The following is a 17834-nucleotide window of genomic DNA, read 5'->3' on the forward strand; positions in this document are numbered from 1 at the left end:
GCTGTGAGCGGTCGGTGAATCCGGTGAATGCCTATTACTGACGGGTACACAAAGCTGCCCGACCGGCATACCCTGCGCGTCATGACGGACGCGCAGGCCCCGGCGAAGACCGGTACCAATCCCCAGGCGCCCGCCCCCGCGGGGGCCCGCACCGCCGCCGACGTGGTGACCCCCGAGCTGGTCGCCCGGCTCACCAAGGGTGTCGCCGGCTCCGGCCGGACCGCCAACCACACGCCGTTCACCGGCGACAAGCTCGCCGACCTGCCCGAGTCCACCCCCGAGGACGTGGCCCACGCCTACGAACGGGCCCGCGCCGCGCAGGCGGTGTGGGCGCGGGTCCCGGTACGGCAGCGCGCGGCCGTCCTGCTCCGCTTCCACGACCTGGTGCTCGCCCGCCAGGCCGAGGTCCTGGACCTCGTCCAGCTGGAGACCGGCAAGGCCCGGCTGCACGCGCACGAGGAGGTGCAGGCCGTCGCCGTCGCCGCCCGGCACTACGGCCGCCGCGCCGCCGCCTACCTGAAGCCCAGGCGGCACACGGGCGCCATCCCGGCCCTCACGCGCGTCACCGAACTGCGCCATCCGCGTGGGGTGGTGGGCCAGATCGCCCCGTGGAACTACCCCCTGGAGCTGTCCGTCGGCGACGCCTTGCCCGCCTTCGTCGCGGGCAACGCGGTGGTGATGAAGCCCGACACCGAGACCTGCCTGACCGCGCTGTGGGCCCGCGACCTGCTCATCGAGGCCGGGCTGCCCGCCGAGGTGTTCCAGGTCGTCATCGGCGACGGCCCGGTCGTCGGCCCCGAGGTCGTCCGGCACGCCGACTACGTCTCCTTCACTGGCTCCACCCGCACCGGACGCGAGGTCGCCCGGAGCGCCGCCGCCCGACTGGTCGGCGTCTCCCTCGAACTCGGCGGCAAGAACGCCATGCTGGTGCTCAGGGACGCGGACATCGAGAAGGCGGCGGCCGGAGCGGTCCGCGCCTGCTTCTCCTCCGCCGGCCAACTGTGCATCTCCATCGAGCGGTTGTACGTCCACGAGGCGGTCGCGGACGCGTTCCTCGAGCGGTTCGCCGCCCGTACGCGGGCGATGCGGCTCGGCACGTCCCTGGCGTACGGCGCCGACATGGGCTCGCTGGTCGGCGAACGGCAGCTGGCGACCGTCACCCGGCATGTGGAGGAGGCCGTCACCAAGGGCGCCAAGGTGGTGGCCGGGGGCGTCGCCCGCCCGGACATCGGCCCGTACTTCTTCGAGCCCACCATCCTCGACGGCGTCGAGGCCCCGATGGCCGTGTGCGCGGAGGAGACCTTCGGCCCGGTCGTCTCCGTCTACCGCTTCACGAGCGACGACGAGGCGATCGAGCGCGCCAACTCCACGCCGTACGGCCTGAACGCGTCCGTCTGGACGAAGGACGCCCGCCGCGGCCGCGAGGTCGCCGCCCGGCTGCGTACCGGCACGGTCAACATCAACGAGGGTTACGCCCCCGCCTACGGCAGCGTCCAGTCGCCGATGGGCGGCATGAAGGACTCGGGGCTCGGACGCCGGCACGGCTCCGAGGGCATCCTCAAGTACACCGAGGCCCAGACCCTGGCCCACCAGCGGCTGCTGTCCATGGCCCCGTCGCTCGGCATGGACGACGAGGGATACGCGGCGTTCATGAGCCGCAGCCTGAGACTGATGAAGGCGTTCCGCTTCCGCTAGACCCACCCGTTCGGCCAGCACCGTTCGGTCGGCACCGTTCGGCCGGCACCCGTTCTCGACGAGGAGAGCACGTGTCTCAAGACGGCTACGACTACGACGTCATCGTCGTGGGCTCCGGCTTCGGCGGCTCCGTCAGCGCGCTGCGCCTGACCGAGAAGGGTTACCGCGTCGGCGTCCTGGAGGCCGGCCGCCGCTTCACCCGCGAGACCCTGCCGAAGAACTCCTGGGACCTGAGGAACTACCTGTGGGCCCCGAAGCTCGGCATGTACGGGATCCAGCGCATCCACCTGCTCGGCAACGTGATGGTGCTGGCCGGGGCGGGCGTCGGCGGCGGCTCCCTCAACTACGCCAACACCCTCTACATACCGCCCAAACCCTTCTTCGACGACCCCCAGTGGCGGGACATCACCGACTGGCAGGACGAGTTGACGCCGTACTACGACCAGGCGCGGCGCATGCTCGGCGTGCGGCTCAACCCGACGATGACCCCCTCCGACGTCCATCTGAAGGCCGTCGCACAGCGGATGGGCGTCGGCGACACCTTCCACATGGCGCCGGTCGGGGTGTTCTTCGGCGACGGCGAGGACGCCGACGGCACGACGAGGGCGGAGGCGGGGGAGCGGGCCGCGGACCCCTACTTCGGCGGGGCCGGACCGGACCGCAAGGCCTGCACCGAGTGCGGCGAGTGCATGACGGGCTGCCGGCACGGCGCCAAGAACACCCTGAACGAGAACTACCTGTACCTCGCCGAGAAGGCGGGCGCGGTCGTCCACCCCATGACCACGGTGGTGTCCGTCACGGACGACTCACGCGGCGGCTACGCGGTCGCCACGCTCCCCACCGATGACCGGAAGAAGGGCGCGGGCCGCCTGTTCACCGCACGCAGGGTGGTCCTGGCGGCCGGCACCTACGGCACCCAGACGCTGCTGCACCGCATGAGGGCGAGCGGCCGGCTGCCCCACCTCTCCTCCCGGCTGGGCGAGCTGACCCGCACCAACTCCGAGGCGCTGGTGGGTGCCCAGACCGACGACCGGCGCTACCGGAAGGCGACCGGGCAACCGAAGGCGGACTTCACCCGGGGAGTCGCCATCACGTCCTCCGTCCACCCCGACGAGAACACCCACATCGAGCCGGTCCGTTACGGCCGGGGCTCCAACTCGATGGGCGGCCTGTCGATCCTCCAGGTCCCGTACGCCGAGGGCTCGTCCAGGGTGGCGGCCTGGCTGGCCAACGCCGTCCGCCACCCCCTGCTCGTCCTGCGCTCCCTGTCCAACCGCCGCTGGTCGGAGCGGACCATCATCGGCCTGGTGATGCAGTCCCTGGACAACTCCCTGACCACGTACCTGAAACCGGACGGCGTGGGCAAGGGACTGCTCACGGCCCGTCAGGGGCACGGGGCGCCCAACCCCCAGCAGATCAGGGCCGCCACGGAGGGCGCCACCGCGCTCGCCGCCGAGATCAACGGCTTCGCCGGGTCCAACGTGGGCGAGCTGATGGGCACTCCGCTCACCGCGCACTTCCTCGGCGGCTGCCCGATCGGCGCCTCCCGCGAGACCGGCGTCATCGACCCGTACCACCGCCTCTACGGCCACCCCGGCATCTCGGTCGTCGACGGCGCCGCGGTCACGGCGAACCTGGGGGTGAACCCGTCCCTGACCATCACCGCACAGGCCGAGCGGGCGATGTCGTACTGGCCCAACAAGGGTGAGATCGACCCGCGCCCGCCGCAGGGAGCCGCCTACGAGCGTCTGCGGCCGGTGGAGCCACGGCGTCCGGCGGTCCCGGCGGACGCCTTCGGCGCCCTGCGGCTGCCGTTCCTGGGGATGCCGCCGGTGCCGCCGAAGAAGCCCTGAACGCCCGCGCCGCCGAACAAGGCCGGAAGAAGCGGCGAAAGAGAAGAAAGGACCTGCACCCCCCTCCTGGCGCAGGTCCTCCTCCGTCTGCTGATGTGACACGGGGAGGCTGTGAAAGGTTGCGCCCCGGCCGACGGGTTTTCTGTGTGTCCTGCATCACAGTTCCCGTCGCTTGAGAGGGGCCCCGCGACCCGAGGTCGCGGGGCCCCCCTCCGGTCCGCGCCGACGTCAAGGGCGCCGGTGCTCTTGGAAGAGGCGCCGGGGGAGTGCGCCGCCTGAGGCGGCCGTGTGCCGTCCGTGCGTCGAGATGCGTCGTCGTGCGCCCCGGCGCGCAGAGGGCGCCCGTCTGGTCTCGACCTCTGGCGGTCCGGAGGCGGAGGTGCCTGGCACGCATGGTGCTGGACGAACCTGACGTCCGCAACCCTTTGGTCCGGCCTTGTACGTCTTTCTGTTCCGCCGGCCGGCCCCGGGCGTCCCCGGAGCCGGCCGTTTATCTGGGTGACCGGGCTGCTGTCCCCTGCCGTCCGGTCACTTCCCTGGAGCGAGGTCCCACGACGCACGGCACGATCCGCACGCCTCATCGCTCCGGAGATCCACGCGTGGTTCTTTCGGGCCCGCCCCTGGCTGGCGCGGACACCGGGACAACGAGGCGTCCCGCGCGGCGGTCACGCGCCGTACGGGTGAGAGCGGCGGGACCTGGGAGGGGCGGCGGGGGACGGCGGTGAGGGGGTCAGATCCTGCCCCGGCACAGCTCCAGCAGGGTCATTGCCAGGGTCGTGCCCGGCTTGCCCAGGGCGTCCCTGTAGTGGCCCAGGACCTCCATCTCGCGGGAGAGGTTCACCCGGCGGCCTCCGGAGGCGATCCGGGTCTCCTGGATCACCGCGGAGACGGCCATCCGTTCCTGGATCAGGCCGATGATCCGGTCGTCGAGGGCGTCGATGCGTTCCCTGGCGCCGGTGATCACGTTCGCGGCCTCGTCGGCGCGGGCGCTGTTCGCGGCGGTGGCTGCCGGGATCTGGGGCTGTGCTGCGGTGGCGGTCATGGCGGGGGCTCCTCGCTGGTCGGGTGCGGTGCCCCGGATGACAAGGACCGCAACGCCAGGCGCCCCGGACCTTGTCGGCCCGGGGCGCCTGGGAAGTCGCTTGTCAGTGGCTCAAGCAGCACGACCATGGCAGCCGGTGGGCCGGTTGCCATAGGTAAAGAGGAAGGTCGTCAGCGTGAGCATGGGGCCAGTATGCCTCGCCTGTCCGAGACGTCCAACACGGTTCGCATGATGAGACGGGCGGGAGACGGCCCCTCGACGGGTGCCCCGGGCGGCGCCCACCGCGCGGTGGGCGGGCGGTCGCCGGGCGGTGGGGGAGGGCACCTGTGACCACCTCGGTAGAATCGACAAGCACAAGGACCCCCACCGACGCCGGAAGGCACCCCGTGTCATCAGCGACCCCCGCTGCCGCCGCCCCCGACACCGTCCTGGTCGTCGACTTCGGCGCGCAGTACGCCCAGCTCATCGCCCGTCGCGTCCGCGAGGCGCGGGTCTACAGCGAGATCGTGCCGAGCTCCATGCCGGTTCAGGAGATGCTCGCCAAGAACCCGGCGGCGATCATCCTCTCCGGTGGCCCCTCCTCGGTGTACGAGGAGGGCGCCCCGCGCCTCGACCGCGAGATCTTCGAGTCCGGCGTCCCCGTCTTCGGCATGTGCTACGGCTTCCAGCTGATGGCGCAGGTGCTCGGCGGCACCGTGGACAACACCGGAGCCCGCGAGTACGGCCGTACCGGCCTGTCCGTCTCCAGGCCCTCCTCCACCCTCTTCGAGGGCACCCCGGCCGAGCAGGACGTGTGGATGTCGCACGGCGACGCCTGCTCCGCCGCCCCCGAGGGCTTCTCGGTCACGGCCGCCACGGACGTCGTCCCGGTCGCCGCGTTCGAGAACGACGAGAAGAAGCTGTACGGCGTCCAGTACCACCCGGAGGTCATGCACTCCACGTACGGCCAGCAGATCCTGGAGCACTTCCTCTACCGCGGCGCGGGCCTCAAGCCGAACTGGACCACCGGCAACGTCATCGACGAGCAGGTCGCCGCCGTCCGCGAGCTGGTCGGCGACAAGCGGGCGATCTGCGGGCTGTCCGGGGGCGTGGACTCCGCGGTCGCCGCCGCACTCGTGCAGAAGGCCATCGGCTCCCAGCTGACCTGCGTCTACGTCGACCACGGCCTGATGCGCAAGGGCGAGACCGAGCAGGTCGAGAAGGACTTCGTGGCCGCGACCGGCGTGCAGCTGAAGGTCGTCGACGCCGAGGAGCGCTTCCTCACCGCCCTCAAGGGGGTCAACGACCCCGAGGAGAAGCGGAAGATCATCGGCCGCGAGTTCATCCGCGTCTTCGAGCAGGCCCAGGCGGAGATCATCGCGGACGAGGGCCCGGCCGTGGAGTTCCTCGTCCAGGGCACCCTCTACCCGGACGTCGTCGAGTCCGGCGGCGGCACCGGCACCGCGAACATCAAGTCGCACCACAACGTCGGCGGCCTGCCCGAGGACCTCGAGTTCAAGCTGGTCGAGCCGCTGCGTCAGCTGTTCAAGGACGAGGTCCGCATGGTCGGCCAGGAGCTCGGCCTGCCGGACGAGATCGTCCAGCGCCAGCCCTTCCCGGGCCCCGGCCTCGGCATCCGGATCGTCGGCGAGGTCACCAAGGAGCGCCTGGACCTGCTGCGCGAGGCCGACGCCATCGCCCGCGAGGAGCTGACGGCGGCCGGCCTCGATCGTGACATCTGGCAGTGCCCGGTGGTCCTGCTCGCGGACGTGCGCAGCGTCGGCGTCCAGGGCGACGGCCGCACCTACGGCCACCCGATCGTGCTGCGTCCGGTCTCCAGCGAGGACGCCATGACCGCCGACTGGTCGCGGCTGCCCTACGACGTGCTGTCGAAGATCTCGACCCGCATCACCAACGAGGTCCGGGACATCAACCGCGTGGTCCTCGACGTGACGTCGAAGCCGCCGGGGACCATCGAGTGGGAGTGAGCCCGCTCCGGTCTACGTCCGCCTGAGAGTCCGCACCGGCTCTTCGGGCTTCCAGACCTGGACGACCAGACAGGTGTCGTCCTCGACGTAGGTCCGTACGACCTCCGTCAACTCGGTGCGGAAGAGGTGGAACGGCTGCGGCGGTTCCACCTCTTTCACATACGCGCCCTTCGACTCGGCGTCCTCCACCTCGATCGCCCGCCCGGCGATCCGTGCGTCACCGCCGCTCATCCCGGTGTCCGGCCCCGGGTTCGCCTGAAGCGCGAACCTCGGATCCCGGCGCAGATCCAGCGCCTTGAGCGAACCCGGCATCATGCCGAGCCACAGCTCGCCGTTCACGAAGCGCACCTCCAGCCCCGTGGTGCGGGGGGAGCCGTCTCTGCGCAGGGTCACCAGGACGTGGTGCGGGAACGCCCTGAACCGCTGTTCGACGGTCATGGCCAGGCCGGGTTCCACCGCGGCAAACGCCGCCCAGTTCGTCGCCATGCCCCGAGTGTGGCGCCGATACCCGACATCCTCTGTCGGGATTCCCGGCAACGGGTCAACACGGCGTTCCCGAGTTCACCCGTGCCGGCCGGACCTGACGAACGCGCCCGGGGTGGCATAGGGCACAATTCGCTTTCTGCGTAGGGGTGTTGTCGCCGCGGCCGGGCCGCGGGATCCGGGGAAGGCGGGCGTCGGGCGTGGCGGTGCAGGAGGCGAGAGGCGGTGTGGGCGCTCACGGAGGCGGCTGCACCTGCGGGGACTGCCCGCACGGGGCGCGTGCGGGGCACCGGCAGGCCGTTGCCGCGTTCCTGCTCAAGCGGGACGAGTTCGCCGCGGGCCAGGGCCTGCCGGCGGCCGTGGCGCACTCGGCGTCGGCCTCGCGGCAGTGGGTCTCGGAGGAGTTGACGCAGTCCGCGGAACTCGTCGCCGAGCGGGGGCGGGCCGAGGGCGAGGCCTGGCTGGCGCGGCTGTGGCGCTGGACGGCGTACACGGTGTGGGCGACGGTCGTCCTGCTGCTTCTGGCGCAGGCGCTGACGGCGGTCGGCGCGGGCTGGAGCACCGCCCGGACGGCGGGGCTGCTGGGGGCCGTCCTGGTGGCCGGGGCGCTGACGGCCGCGTCCTGGCTCCACCGCGGGCGCGGCGGGGCGCTCGCCCCGGTCATCGGCGAGGACAACCGGCTGTCCACCTCGCGCGCGGTGGCCGCCGGGTGGGTGCTGTTCGTGGCGTACGCCGTCCTGGTGCTGGCGGGCCGGCTGGCGGCGGCCTCGGACCACACCGAGCGCGACGCCCTGATCTCCGGGCTGGACCTGGCCCGGGGTGCCGGTGTGGTCACCGTGCTCGCCGTGGTGTGCGGGATCGCGGTCCTCGTGCGGCGCGTGGTCGGACTGCGGGTGCTGGGGCAGCGGCTCCAGAAGGTGCGCGCGGACCGGCCGCGAGCGGCCGACCTGCTGACCGACGACGCGGGACGGGGCTCCTTCGCCGACATCCAGTACGTGGTGATCAGCGCCGTCGCGCTGGTGTTCGCGGCGGTGCGGCTGGCCCGCCGCCCCGACCAGCTGCCCGACCTGCCGTGGGGACTGGCGGTGGTGGTGCTGGTGTCGGCGGCGACCTACCTGGCGGGCAAGTACGCGGACGGCGGCCGGCCGGTCGTCCTGTCGGTGGTCCGGGCCCGGGAGGCCGGGGACCTGGACGCGCCGATCCGGACCGGCGACGACATCGAGATCCGGGGCGCGGGGTTCGTCCCGCCGGGTGCGCAGGGAGCCGACCGGCTGGCCCGTATGCGGGTCCGCATCGGCGCGGTCAACGTGCACGTGCCCCTGGTCCCGGTCACGGGCGGCTTCAGCAACCCCACCGACACGGCCCTGACCGTGCCCGTCCCGGCGGATGTCGAGCCGGGCCGGGTCGAGGTGCAGGTGGTGACGGCGGCGGGCGTGGAGACGAACCGGTACACGATCGACGTGACCGAGTGACCGAGTGATCGAGTGGTGGCGGCCGACACATCCGGAGCATCGGGCGCGGATGGATTTGTGGAGGGCCGTCAGCACCCGGACACCTTCGGACGCATGAGCCGAAGTCACGTGGAAGCCGGAAAAAATCCCCCGCCGGGTTGAGCGGGCCCTGTCGCGCATACGTATGGTCGGTCGAGGGGCACAGACGACGGCGGTGAGAGGCGGCTCGCAGTGAAGACCCAGGTTCGTACGGACACCCAGACCCCGCATACCGAGCTGAGTCGGACCTGGCGGGACGCGGCAGCCCGCTGGGCCCTCCTGCCCCTCCGCATCTTCCTGGGCGTCACCTTCCTCTACGCCGGTATCGACAAACTCACCTCCAGCGGCTTCATGCAGACCACCGGTCCCGGGTCGATCGGCGAGACGATGCACGCGGTCCGCGACTCCTCCGCCCTTCCGGCCCTCGTCGACCTGGCCCTGAAGAGCCCGGTCGGCTTCGGCTACGGCATCGCCTTCGGCGAACTGGCCGTCGGCCTTGGCATCCTCATCGGCCTGCTGGGCCGCCTGGCCGCGCTCGGCGGCGCGCTGATCTCCTTCAGCCTGTGGCTCACGGTCAGCTGGGCCACCACCCCCTACTACTACGGCAACGACCTCGCCTATCTGATGGCGTGGCTGCCTCTCGTCCTCGCCGGGACCCCGGTGCTCTCCGTCGACTCCGTGCTGCGGGTACGGCGGCGGCGACGGGCGGCGGAGTACCGGTAGCTCAGCACGGGGGCGCGGGGGAGCACCGACAGCTCAGCCCGTGCCTCCCGTTCCCGCCCCGCCCAGGGGCGCGCGGGACTCCCGGTGCCTGCGCACGGCCCTGTTCACCACCGCCGCCGCACCCCCCAGGAACAGGCCGCCGACGACCATCGGGACCACCAGGAACCACGGGATGTGCCAGGTGCCGGCCGCGTCCCCCGCGTAGGCCACGCCCGCGCCGACGAGGAACACCCCGGACACCAGCTTCCCCGGCTGGAACTCATGGCGTAGCACGGCTCACCTCCGCCTGCCCCATGCCGACCTGGAGCTTGAGGTCCAGGGTCCCGGCGTCCTTGCCGCCCGCGGTCGCGGGCAGCGTGATCTGCTGACGCCGGCCCGGAGCCACGTCCACGTCCTGTGAGCCGTCGCCCGGCAGCTGGATGTCGCCGATCCCCACCTCGATCTTCGCCCGCACGGTCACGTCCGCGGGCACGATCACACGCAACCGGCCCACGCCCACCTGCGCCTTCGTCGTCACCGTCGCTCCCTTGCCGAGGTGTATCCGGGTCAGGTCCAGGGTGCCCTCCCCGGTGCCGAGGTGGTACTCGGGCCGGACGCTCGCCGTCGCGGCGGGCTGCCAGGTCCGATGCCCCCACTGCGTGGTGATGTCCTTCGGCAGCGCCGTCGAAGTGGCCAGCAGAGCCGCGGTGATCAGTGCCAGCAGGATCGAACCGAAGCCCGTCCGGCCCAGGAACGCGCTGACCGCTATGCCCAGGCCGAAGACCGCGAGCGCGCAGGCCAGACCGGTCTGGAGGCTCGTGCCCAGGGCGTGGCCGTGCCAGGTCAGGCGGGTGCCGAGGGCGCCGGCGAGCAGGGCCAGCAGGAAGACCCAGCCACCGATCCCGCGCGGGCCGCGGGTGCGGGGCGGCTCGGTGCGCACCGGACGCGTGTACGGGCGGGCCTGCGTGCCGAGGCCGATGTTCACGGCCGCGGCGACGTCCCGTTCGCGCGAGTCCCCGGGACCCCACAGATAGCCCGTCCCGCCGACGTGGCTGCCGTCCTTGACGATCGGGTCGCGCCACCAGGAGGGGTACACCGCGGGTGCCGGCGGTGCCTGGGCCTCCGGCGGGGCGTCGGCGGCGGCCTGGGCGGCCAGCGGGTCGGGGCTGGGGGTGCCGCGGTGCTGCGACCAGTACCCGGCGCCGGCGAGCAGCAGGGACAGGACGACGCCGAAAGTCAGCACGCTGCCGTTGCCCAGCATGGACAGGAAGACCCCGCAGCCGACCAGCGCGAACAGCACGGCCGCGAGCGCCGGTCCGTCCACCCGGCCGGTGAGGAGCTTGCGCACCTCGTTCTCGTCCTCGTCGTCGTACGGCACGAAGAGCCAGGCGAAGCCGTAGAAGATGAGACCTATGCCGCCGGTCGCGGCCAGCACGGCCAGCGTGATCCGGAAGATCACCGGGTCCATGTCGCACTGCCGCCCCAGACCGGAGCAGACGCCGCCGATCATCCTGTGCGCCCGGTCCCGCCGGAACCTAGGCACGCCGTCGGTGCCGCCCGATCCGGTGCCGGCCTCCGGGCCCGCCCCGGCAGTGGTGCCGGCCTCCGGGCCCGCCCCGGCAGTGGTGCCGGCGCCCGCCGTCCCGGTCTCCGGCCCCCTGGCCGGGTCCCCGTGTTCGGCTGTCCCCGTCGTGCCCGCCACGCTCTCCCCTCCTGTCCCGTCGGCCGCGTCCGGCCGCTTGTCCGTGTGCGGCGCGCCCGGCTGCCCGGGTGCGCGCGGCCGCTCACCCGCACCCGCACCGGGCACGGCGTCCCGCGGCCCGGTGCCCGGGGACGGGTCCGAGCCGGAGCCGGGCACCGGACCCGACGCGGCGTGCTGGTGATTCGTCATGCGTCCATGGTGACGGGCGCGCGGTCGTGGCGGGAGCCGGGACGACCCTGGCCGAACCCTGATTCGCCCCTGAGCCGCGGCCGGGGGTTGCGTTCGACCGGCCCGCCGCGCCGCGACCCGGGCCTTTTCCGAAGGCCGGCCCCGAAGACCGGAAGAGCCGACTCGAAGATCAGGGGAGTCTAGGGGACGGACCCTGATGTCCCCGCACCGCCGGCCGTGTGACCATCAATGGCATGCCGGAAGCCGCAGCAGTGCCCGTCGACGACCCGCGGCCGCCGCGCAAGCTCTACCGCAGCAGCGACGGACGCTGGCTCGGCGGAGTGGCGCGGGGCCTCGCCGGGCACCTCGGGCTGCCCGTGGTCTGGGTGCGGCTGGTCTTCGTCGGCCTGTTCATGGCCGACGGGCTCGGCGCCCTGGTGTACGCGGCCTTCTGGTTCTTCGTGCCCCTCGGCTTCGGCGGCGTCGGCGACCAGAAGCCGCCGTCCCTCGTCACCACCGGGATCTCGCCGGACGGCCGCCGAAGAATCATCGCCCGCAAGCCGGACAAGGGCCAGATCGTCGCCCTGCTCCTCATGGTCGTCGTGGCGATGGTCTTCGTCGGCAGCGTCAATCCGGGCAACGGCGCGAAGGCCTACCTCCTGCCGGCCGTCCTCGTCGCCGCGGGCGTCGCCCTGGTCTGGCGCCAGGCGGACAACGCCCGGCGGGCCCGCTGGGTCGAGGTCGGCCGCCGCCGCCGCACGCTCACCCTGTTGCGCGCCGGCGCCGGCGTCCTGCTGGTCACGGCCGGCGTCTCCGCCATCTTCGTGATGCAGGGGTCCGCCGCCCACCTCGGCTCGGTCCTCCAGGCGGCCCTCGCCGTCCTGGTCGGGATAACCCTGCTCGCCGGCCCCTACCTCGTGCGCATGACCCAGGACCTCTCCGAGGAGCGCCTGATGCGCATCCGCGCCCAGGAGCGGGCCGAGGTCGCTGCCCACGTCCACGACTCGGTGCTGCACACCCTGACCCTGATCCAGCGCAACGCGGAGAACGCGGGCGAGGTGCGCCGCCTCGCCCGGGCCCAGGAGCGCGACCTGCGCGCCTGGCTCTACAAGCCGGAGGGCAACGGCAAGGACGAGGCCGACGAACCGGCCACCCTCGCCGAGGCGGTCAAACGCAACGCCGCCGAGGTCGAGGACAAGCACGGCGTCCCGATAGAGGTGGTCGTGGTCGGCGACTGCCCGCTCGACGACCGGATCGGCGCCCAGATGCAGGCCGCGAGGGAAGCCATGGTGAACGCCGCCAAGTACGGTGGCGAGGGCGGCGCCGTCCAGGTCTACGCCGAGGTCGAGGGCAGGACGGTCTTCGTGTCGGTCCGGGACCGCGGACCCGGGTTCGACCTCGACGCGATACCCGCCGACCGGATGGGCGTCAGAGAATCGATCATCGGCCGTATGGAGCGCAACGGGGGGACGGCCCGGCTGCGGGCCGTGCCGGACGGCGGCACGGAGGTCGAGCTGGAGATGGAGAGGGCGGAGAACACGTGATGAGCGACCCGACCGAGGCGAACGGTACGGCGGGAGCGGGGACGACGGGGGAGGGCGGGCGGCACGTGCGCGTGGTCCTCGTCGACGACCACCGCATGTTCCGCACCGGAGTCCAGGCCGAGATCGGCCAGACCGAGCAGACGGGCGTGGAGGTCGTCGGCGAGGCCGCGGACGTCGACCAGGCGGTCACGGTCATCACCGCGACCCGGCCCGAGGTGGTGCTGCTCGACGTCCACCTGCCCGGTGGCGGCGGAGTGGAGGTGCTGCGCCGCTGCGCCGCGCTGACCGCCGACGCGGAGCGGCCCGTCCGCTTCCTCGCGCTGTCCGTGTCGGACGCGGCGGAGGACGTGATCGGCGTGATCCGCGGCGGAGCGCGCGGCTATGTGACGAAGACGATCACGGGCACCGACCTCGTCGACTCGATCTTCCGGGTCCAGGAGGGCGACGCCGTCTTCTCCCCGCGCCTGGCCGGCTTCGTCCTCGACGCCTTCGCCTCCACCGACGCCCCGCCGGTCGACGAGGACCTCGACCGCCTCACGCAGCGCGAGCGCGAGGTACTGCGCCTCATCGCCCGCGGCTACGCCTACAAGGAGATCGCCAAGCAGCTCTTCATCTCCGTCAAGACGGTGGAGTCCCACGTCTCCGCGGTGCTGAGGAAGCTCCAGCTCTCCAACCGCCACGAGCTGACCCGCTGGGCGACGGCACGCCGGCTGGTGTGACCGTTCCGTAGGCGTGCCTTTGTCTGTGCCTGTTGTCTGTGCCTGTTGTCTGTGCCTGTCCCCGTGCAGGCGCCATTGTGGTGTTCTCGCCGATGCACCTATGGTTCCAGTGCTCTTGTCCGCCACCGATGTGACTCGGCCTCAGAGGCGAATGGCCCGTACGGGACGGGGCCGGTCAAGGAGTTCGACCACCACGAGGCCGAGACTCATGGCCCGCGACCATGATTCTGGAGAAGACGATGGACGGACCTGACGACTTAACCCCCTTCGTCATCGATCACACTGGCCGCGACGTCCTCGGCGAGGCCGATCGCATGCGTGCGCTCGGCCCGGTCGTCCGGGTCGAGATGCCGGGCGGTGTGCGGGCCTGGGCCGTGAGCGACATGGGGCTGCTCCGGCGCCTGCTCGTCGATCCGCGCGTCTCCAAGGACGCCTACCAGCACTGGCCGGCGTGGATCAGGGGCGAGATCTCCCCGGACTGGCCGCTGTTCCCCTGGGTGGCCATGCGGAACATGCTCACCGCCTACGGCCCGGACCACCGTCGGCTGCGCGTGCTGGTGGCCGACGCCTTCACCGCACGCCGCGTCGCAGCGCTGCAACCGCGCATCGAGGCGATCACCGACGCTCTGCTGGACGAACTGGCCGGCCTGCCTCCGGACCGGCCCGTGGATCTGCGGGAACGCTATACCTACCCGTTGCCGATCAAGGTGATCTGCGAGCTGTTCGGCATCGGTGACGAGGCGGCCCGCGAGGAGGTCTCCCGTTGTGTGGACCTGTTGGTCAACATCGGGAAAAGCCCGACCGAGGAGACCGTCACCGCCTTCCCGCGCCTGCAGGGAATCCTCCGGGACCTGGTCGCCGAGAAGCGCGAGCGCCCCGCCGACGATCTCTCCTCCGCCCTGATCGACGCCCGCGACGCCCATGCGATGCCGCTGTCCGAGGAGGAACTGGTCGACACGCTGGCGCTGTTCGTGAGCGCGGGCTACGAGACCACCGGCAATCTGCTCGGCAACGCGATCGTCGCCATGCTCACGCACTCCGACCAACTCGGCCTTGTCCGCAGCGGTGACGCCACCTGGGAGGACGTGGTCGAGGAGACGCTCCGCAACCAGGCACCGGTGCCGAACGTGCCGCTGCGCTTCGCGGTCGAGGACATCGACGTCGGCAACGGCGTGACGCTGCGGGCCGGCGAGGCCATCCTCGGCTGCTACGCCGCCGCCGGACGCGATCCGCTCGTGCACGGCCCGGACGCCGACCGGTTCGACGTCACCCGAGAGACCAAGGCTCACCTCTCGTTCAGCCACGGCGTGCATCACTGCATCGGCGCTCCGCTGGCCAGGCTGGAGGCCGCGGTCGCACTTCCCGCGCTGTTCGAGCGTTTCCCGGACCTGACCTTGGCCGTTGAGCCAGGCACGTTGCTGCAGTTGGAGTCCTTCATGACAAACGGGCTCCAGGCGCTGCCCGTTCGGCTCACTCCCTGAGCTTTTTCACTCCGCGCTGCTCACGCCACCCGGGTCGCCCCCGCGAAGGGCATCTGGTCGATCGGGGCCAGGCGGACCGGGGCCGAGGGGTTCGGGGCGTGGATCATCTGGCCGTTGCCGACGTAGAGGCCGACGTGGCTGACACCGGAGTAGAAGAACACCAGGTCGCCGGGGCGCAGTGCGGAGCGTGGGACACGGCGGCCCGCGCCGATCTGGGCGTAGGTGGTGCGGGGCAGCGAGACCCCCGCGGAGCGGTAGGCGGCCTGGATCAGGCCCGAGCAGTCGAAGGCGTTCGGCCCGGTCGCTCCCCACACATAGGGGCTGCCGAGCTTCCGGTAGGCGTAGGCGACGGCCTCCGCCGCGCGGCTACCGGGGGCGGTGACCGCGGCCGGGTCACCGAGCGGCTGCCGGGCGCCGGTGGCGTGGCGGGTCGCGCCCCCGGTGTCCCCGCCCACGCCGATCGCCGCGCGCTGCTGCGGGGACAGTCCGGCCAGCAGCCGCCGGGCCTCGTCCAGTTTGGTGGTGACCGCCTTCTTCTGCCGGCGCAGTTCCGCCTGCCGCGACCTGAACGAGGTCAGCTCGACGCGCGCGTCCCCACGCAGCCGGCCGATCTCCCGGAGCTGCCGGCGCACGTCGGACACGGCGGCCGTCTGGCGGACGCCCGCCCGCTCGGCGAACTCGGCCCCGTCCAGGTACCGCCGGGGATCGTCGGACAGCATCAGCCGTACGACGGGGTCGATCCCGCCGTCCCGGTACTGCGCCGCGGCGATCGAGCCCAGCGCGTCGCGGGCGGAGTTCAGCTTCTGCTGCCTGCGGGCGGCCTCGTCGCCCAGTGCCTTCAGCCGCTTCTCGGCCGTGTCAGCCTTCTCCTTGGCGCCGTCGTACTTCTCGGTGGCGGTCTCGGCCTCCTGGTAGAGCCGGTCCACCGTGGCCTTGATCTGCTCCGGTGCCGGCCGCGGCGCCGCCTGCCCGGTGCCGTCGAAGCCGGTCGCCGTAGCGGCGCCCGCGAGGGCGATCGTGGCGGCCGTGCGGACGGTGCTTCCGCCGAGCGAGCGCTGTCGGTGCTTGCGGTGCGCTGCCACGTCGAGCGTCACGTCCCTTCAGCCGGCCGCGGAGGCGGGGCGCCGGCCCGGCGGCGGACCGCACAGGGGGAGCGGCCCGCCGCCGGACTTCTCGGCGGTGATGTCCGGCCGCCGCCCCTGGCCCGGGCGGCGGTGAAGCCGGTCACCTGGAGCAGGAGCTAAGCCGCTCGATGAGCGCCCGGTGAGGTCATGTACGGAAGTGGCGTCAGGGGATCACTGGGTGACCGTATGTGGTCGTGATCCGGTCCCGGGGACGCTGCCTTGGCGCGCTGGGATGACCGATAGGGGGATTTTCGGGGCCTGTGGGCCGGGCCTGGTGCTATGGGTCGCATATATGCGGCGACCGACACGGGTCCGTCCGAGTCCACCCGGGGCGGTGCGGGGAGCGAATCGGCCGCTGGTTAGGCTCCGACTCATGGACGCACTCATCCATCTCTTCGTCGGTCTGCACATCGTCGGTATCGCCGCGCTGCTCGGCGGCTTCCTCACCCAGATGAAGGCGATGGGTCGGGGCACGGCCCGCTTCGTGCCCGCGATGCTGCACGGCGCGGTGACCATGCTGGTCACCGGCGTGGCCCTGGTCGGCCTCAACGAGGCCCAGGGACACCACCTCGACAACATCAAGATCGGTGTGAAGCTGGCGCTGCTGATCGTGATCCTGGGCCTGGTCTACGTCAAGCGGGACGACGAGAAGGTGGACAAGAGCCTGTTCGGCCTGGTGGGCCTGCTGACCACGGTGAACATCTTCATCGCCGTGCTGTGGACGTGACGGAGCGTCCCGTGGATGTGACGGAACATACTGTCGGCGTAACGGTCAGCGCAGCGCCCTGAGCTCCGTGCGCGCGTCCAGGACCGCGCCCGCGGCGACGGCCAGCCACGCCGCCACCGCGACCCACAGCAGCACCTCTCCGAGCCCACGCGACGGGACGCCGGCGGCGGCCGCGACGGACATGCTCGCCGCCGCCGTCATGCCCATCGGGAACACGGTCGACCACCGGCGCACGTCGTAGCGTGGCCGGGGCCGTACCAGCTCGGCGACGACCAGGACGGCGTACCAGCACAGGTCGAGCACGAGGAGCGCCAGGGTCGCCGTACGCAGCACACTGCTGTCGTCGTCGTCCCACAGGTACATGCTCGCGCCGACAGTGAGCAGCCGCGCGCCGGCGAGTGCCGAGATCGCCAGGGCCCCGGCCGCGATCCAGTGGTCCCCGTGCCCCTCGAGCAGCTGGCGCAGGTCGAAGCAGCACAGCGCGAAGACGTACAGCGCGAGCCCGATCCAGAACAGCAGCAGCGCGGCGTACGCCGGCCAGGCCACGGCCCGTTCCTTGGCCAGGGTGGCGGCGAGCACGGCCAGGCCCTCGGTCGCCACGCAGCTCAGGAACACGGCCCCGGGCATGGGGCGACGGCAGTTGCGGACCACCAGCACCAGCAGTCCCGGCCACAGCACGAAGGCCAGCGCGAGCAGCGCCTCCGCGAGGGTCTGCCACCCCAGCGCCGAGAATCGCGTCCCGAGCACGGTCGTCGCCGCGACGGCGGTGAGGGCGCCCGGCGTCCCCGCCTCCTCGGCCCACCGCGACCGGTCGCCCAGCAGCCGCAGGACGAAGTCCGCCGCCAGCGTCAACCAGGCGAAGCAGGCCACCACGAGGAGCACGCGGGACACCACCTCGTAGCCCGTCAGGTGCAGGGCGACCGACACGATGCCGGTGGCCATCACGGCGGCCCCGGCGGCCGGCGGGCGCCGCGCCAACCAGGCGCGGAAGGGTGAGGTGCCGGGCATGGCCCGATGCTAGTGCCGCGGCGGGCAACGTTTGCCCGTCAAGGAGCGGCGTCCGGTGCGTGCTCTCGGTGTGCCGGCCGGAAGTCCTCGTACTGGATGTACTCGGGCTTTCGGCCGGTGCGGCGAGAG

15 protein-coding genes are annotated in these 17834 nt (G+C 72.2%); 9 read left to right on the forward strand and 6 right to left on the reverse strand.

All coding sequences use genetic code 11. The annotated features are described in order from the left end of the window. Nucleotides 1-81 precede the first annotated feature (81 nt). A complete protein-coding gene (locus ACTYVM_RS32250; RefSeq protein WP_445529364.1) occupies nucleotides 82-1695 on the forward strand; it encodes a succinic semialdehyde dehydrogenase in 1614 nt (537 codons plus the stop codon). A gap of 71 nt (nucleotides 1696-1766) precedes the next feature. Next, nucleotides 1767-3548, forward strand: a complete 1782-nt coding sequence (locus tag ACTYVM_RS32255; protein WP_445529365.1) for a GMC oxidoreductase — start codon at nucleotides 1767-1769, stop codon at nucleotides 3546-3548. 730 nt (nucleotides 3549-4278) lie between these two features. Here the strand turns inward: ACTYVM_RS32255 and ACTYVM_RS32260 are convergent. After that, nucleotides 4279-4590, reverse strand: a complete 312-nt coding sequence (locus ACTYVM_RS32260) for a chorismate mutase (RefSeq protein ID WP_400032801.1) — start codon at nucleotides 4588-4590, stop codon at nucleotides 4279-4281. A gap of 386 nt (nucleotides 4591-4976) precedes the next feature. Between ACTYVM_RS32260 and guaA the strand changes: the two genes are divergently transcribed. Beyond that, nucleotides 4977-6557, forward strand: a complete 1581-nt coding sequence (guaA, locus tag ACTYVM_RS32265; RefSeq protein WP_400032799.1) for a glutamine-hydrolyzing GMP synthase — start codon at nucleotides 4977-4979, stop codon at nucleotides 6555-6557. A 12-nt stretch (nucleotides 6558-6569) separates the two neighbouring features. On the opposite strand, the gene ACTYVM_RS32270 is transcribed toward guaA, so the two are convergent. Then, nucleotides 6570-7043 (reverse strand): pyridoxamine 5'-phosphate oxidase family protein, encoded by a 474-nt coding sequence (locus ACTYVM_RS32270; RefSeq protein ID WP_445529366.1) that lies wholly within the window; start codon nucleotides 7041-7043, stop codon nucleotides 6570-6572. A gap of 197 nt (nucleotides 7044-7240) precedes the next feature. Here ACTYVM_RS32270 and ACTYVM_RS32275 point away from each other — a divergent pair, with 197 nt between their 5' ends. Continuing rightward, nucleotides 7241-8512, forward strand: a complete 1272-nt coding sequence (locus tag ACTYVM_RS32275) for a hypothetical protein (protein ID WP_445529367.1) — start codon at nucleotides 7241-7243, stop codon at nucleotides 8510-8512. Nucleotides 8513-8722: 210 nt separating this feature from the next. After that, nucleotides 8723-9253 (forward strand): TQO small subunit DoxD, encoded by a 531-nt coding sequence (locus ACTYVM_RS32280; protein ID WP_445529368.1) that lies wholly within the window; start codon nucleotides 8723-8725, stop codon nucleotides 9251-9253. Between the two features lie 33 nt (nucleotides 9254-9286). On the opposite strand, the gene ACTYVM_RS32285 is transcribed toward ACTYVM_RS32280, so the two are convergent. Together ACTYVM_RS32285 and ACTYVM_RS32290 are read right to left on the reverse strand one after the other, a co-directional pair. Then, entirely contained in the window at nucleotides 9287-9526 is a 240-nt protein-coding gene (locus tag ACTYVM_RS32285; protein WP_445529369.1) for a hypothetical protein, read from the reverse strand. Continuing rightward, the gene (locus tag ACTYVM_RS32290; protein WP_445529370.1) at nucleotides 9513-11123 is read right to left on the reverse strand and encodes a PspC domain-containing protein; all 1611 of its coding nucleotides are present in this window, start codon (nucleotides 11121-11123) and stop codon (nucleotides 9513-9515) included. The genes ACTYVM_RS32285 and ACTYVM_RS32290 overlap by 14 nt, the downstream gene beginning before the upstream one ends. Before the next feature lie 233 nt (nucleotides 11124-11356). Between ACTYVM_RS32290 and ACTYVM_RS32295 the strand changes: the two genes are divergently transcribed. The 3 genes from ACTYVM_RS32295 to ACTYVM_RS32305 all read left to right on the forward strand — a co-directional run bounded on the left by ACTYVM_RS32295 (nucleotide 11357) and on the right by ACTYVM_RS32305 (nucleotide 14846). Next, complete coding sequence (locus ACTYVM_RS32295) at nucleotides 11357-12646, forward strand: ATP-binding protein (RefSeq protein WP_445529371.1); 1290 nt, start codon at nucleotides 11357-11359, stop codon at nucleotides 12644-12646. Further along, on the forward strand, nucleotides 12646-13365 hold the full coding sequence (locus tag ACTYVM_RS32300; protein ID WP_400032785.1) for a LuxR C-terminal-related transcriptional regulator: 720 nt from the start codon (nucleotides 12646-12648) through the stop codon (nucleotides 13363-13365). Before ACTYVM_RS32295 ends, ACTYVM_RS32300 begins: the two co-directional genes overlap by 1 nt. Nucleotides 13366-13604: 239 nt before the next feature. Continuing rightward, on the forward strand, nucleotides 13605-14846 hold the full coding sequence (locus tag ACTYVM_RS32305) for a cytochrome P450 family protein (RefSeq protein ID WP_445529372.1): 1242 nt from the start codon (nucleotides 13605-13607) through the stop codon (nucleotides 14844-14846). 20 nt (nucleotides 14847-14866) lie between these two features. Here the strand turns inward: ACTYVM_RS32305 and ACTYVM_RS32310 are convergent, their stop codons facing one another. Then, nucleotides 14867-15928: a C40 family peptidase gene (locus tag ACTYVM_RS32310; RefSeq protein ID WP_445529379.1), complete on the reverse strand. Its 1062-nt coding sequence runs from the start codon at nucleotides 15926-15928 to the stop codon at nucleotides 14867-14869. A 415-nt stretch (nucleotides 15929-16343) separates the two neighbouring features. Here ACTYVM_RS32310 and ACTYVM_RS32315 point away from each other — a divergent pair, with 415 nt between their 5' ends. Continuing rightward, nucleotides 16344-16697: a hypothetical protein gene (locus tag ACTYVM_RS32315; RefSeq protein ID WP_445529373.1), complete on the forward strand. Its 354-nt coding sequence runs from the start codon at nucleotides 16344-16346 to the stop codon at nucleotides 16695-16697. Nucleotides 16698-16742: 45 nt separating this feature from the next. Here ACTYVM_RS32315 and ACTYVM_RS32320 read toward each other — a convergent pair whose 3' ends face one another. After that, complete coding sequence (locus ACTYVM_RS32320) at nucleotides 16743-17705, reverse strand: tellurite resistance/C4-dicarboxylate transporter family protein (RefSeq protein WP_445529374.1); 963 nt, start codon at nucleotides 17703-17705, stop codon at nucleotides 16743-16745. Nucleotides 17706-17834: the final 129 nt, after the last annotated feature.

It is taken from the genome of Streptomyces cyslabdanicus (genome assembly GCF_052663305.1).

Excerpts from the sequence above, each read along its gene's own strand:
- ACTYVM_RS32250 (WP_445529364.1), top strand. The coding sequence starts at position 82 with ATGACGGACGCGCAGGCCCCGGCGAAGACCGGTACCAATCCCCAGGCG.
- ACTYVM_RS32260 (WP_400032801.1), bottom strand. The coding sequence starts at position 4,590 with ATGACCGCCACCGCAGCACAGCCCCAGATCCCGGCAGCCACCGCCGCG.
- ACTYVM_RS32270 (WP_445529366.1), bottom strand. The coding sequence starts at position 7,043 with ATGGCGACGAACTGGGCGGCGTTTGCCGCGGTGGAACCCGGCCTGGCC.
- ACTYVM_RS32290 (WP_445529370.1), bottom strand. The coding sequence starts at position 11,123 with ATGACGAATCACCAGCACGCCGCGTCGGGTCCGGTGCCCGGCTCCGGC.
- ACTYVM_RS32295 (WP_445529371.1), top strand. The coding sequence starts at position 11,357 with ATGCCGGAAGCCGCAGCAGTGCCCGTCGACGACCCGCGGCCGCCGCGC.
- ACTYVM_RS32300 (WP_400032785.1), top strand. The coding sequence starts at position 12,646 with ATGAGCGACCCGACCGAGGCGAACGGTACGGCGGGAGCGGGGACGACG.
- ACTYVM_RS32305 (WP_445529372.1), top strand. The coding sequence starts at position 13,605 with ATGGACGGACCTGACGACTTAACCCCCTTCGTCATCGATCACACTGGC.
- ACTYVM_RS32315 (WP_445529373.1), top strand. The coding sequence starts at position 16,344 with ATGGACGCACTCATCCATCTCTTCGTCGGTCTGCACATCGTCGGTATC.
- ACTYVM_RS32320 (WP_445529374.1), bottom strand. The coding sequence starts at position 17,705 with ATGCCCGGCACCTCACCCTTCCGCGCCTGGTTGGCGCGGCGCCCGCCG.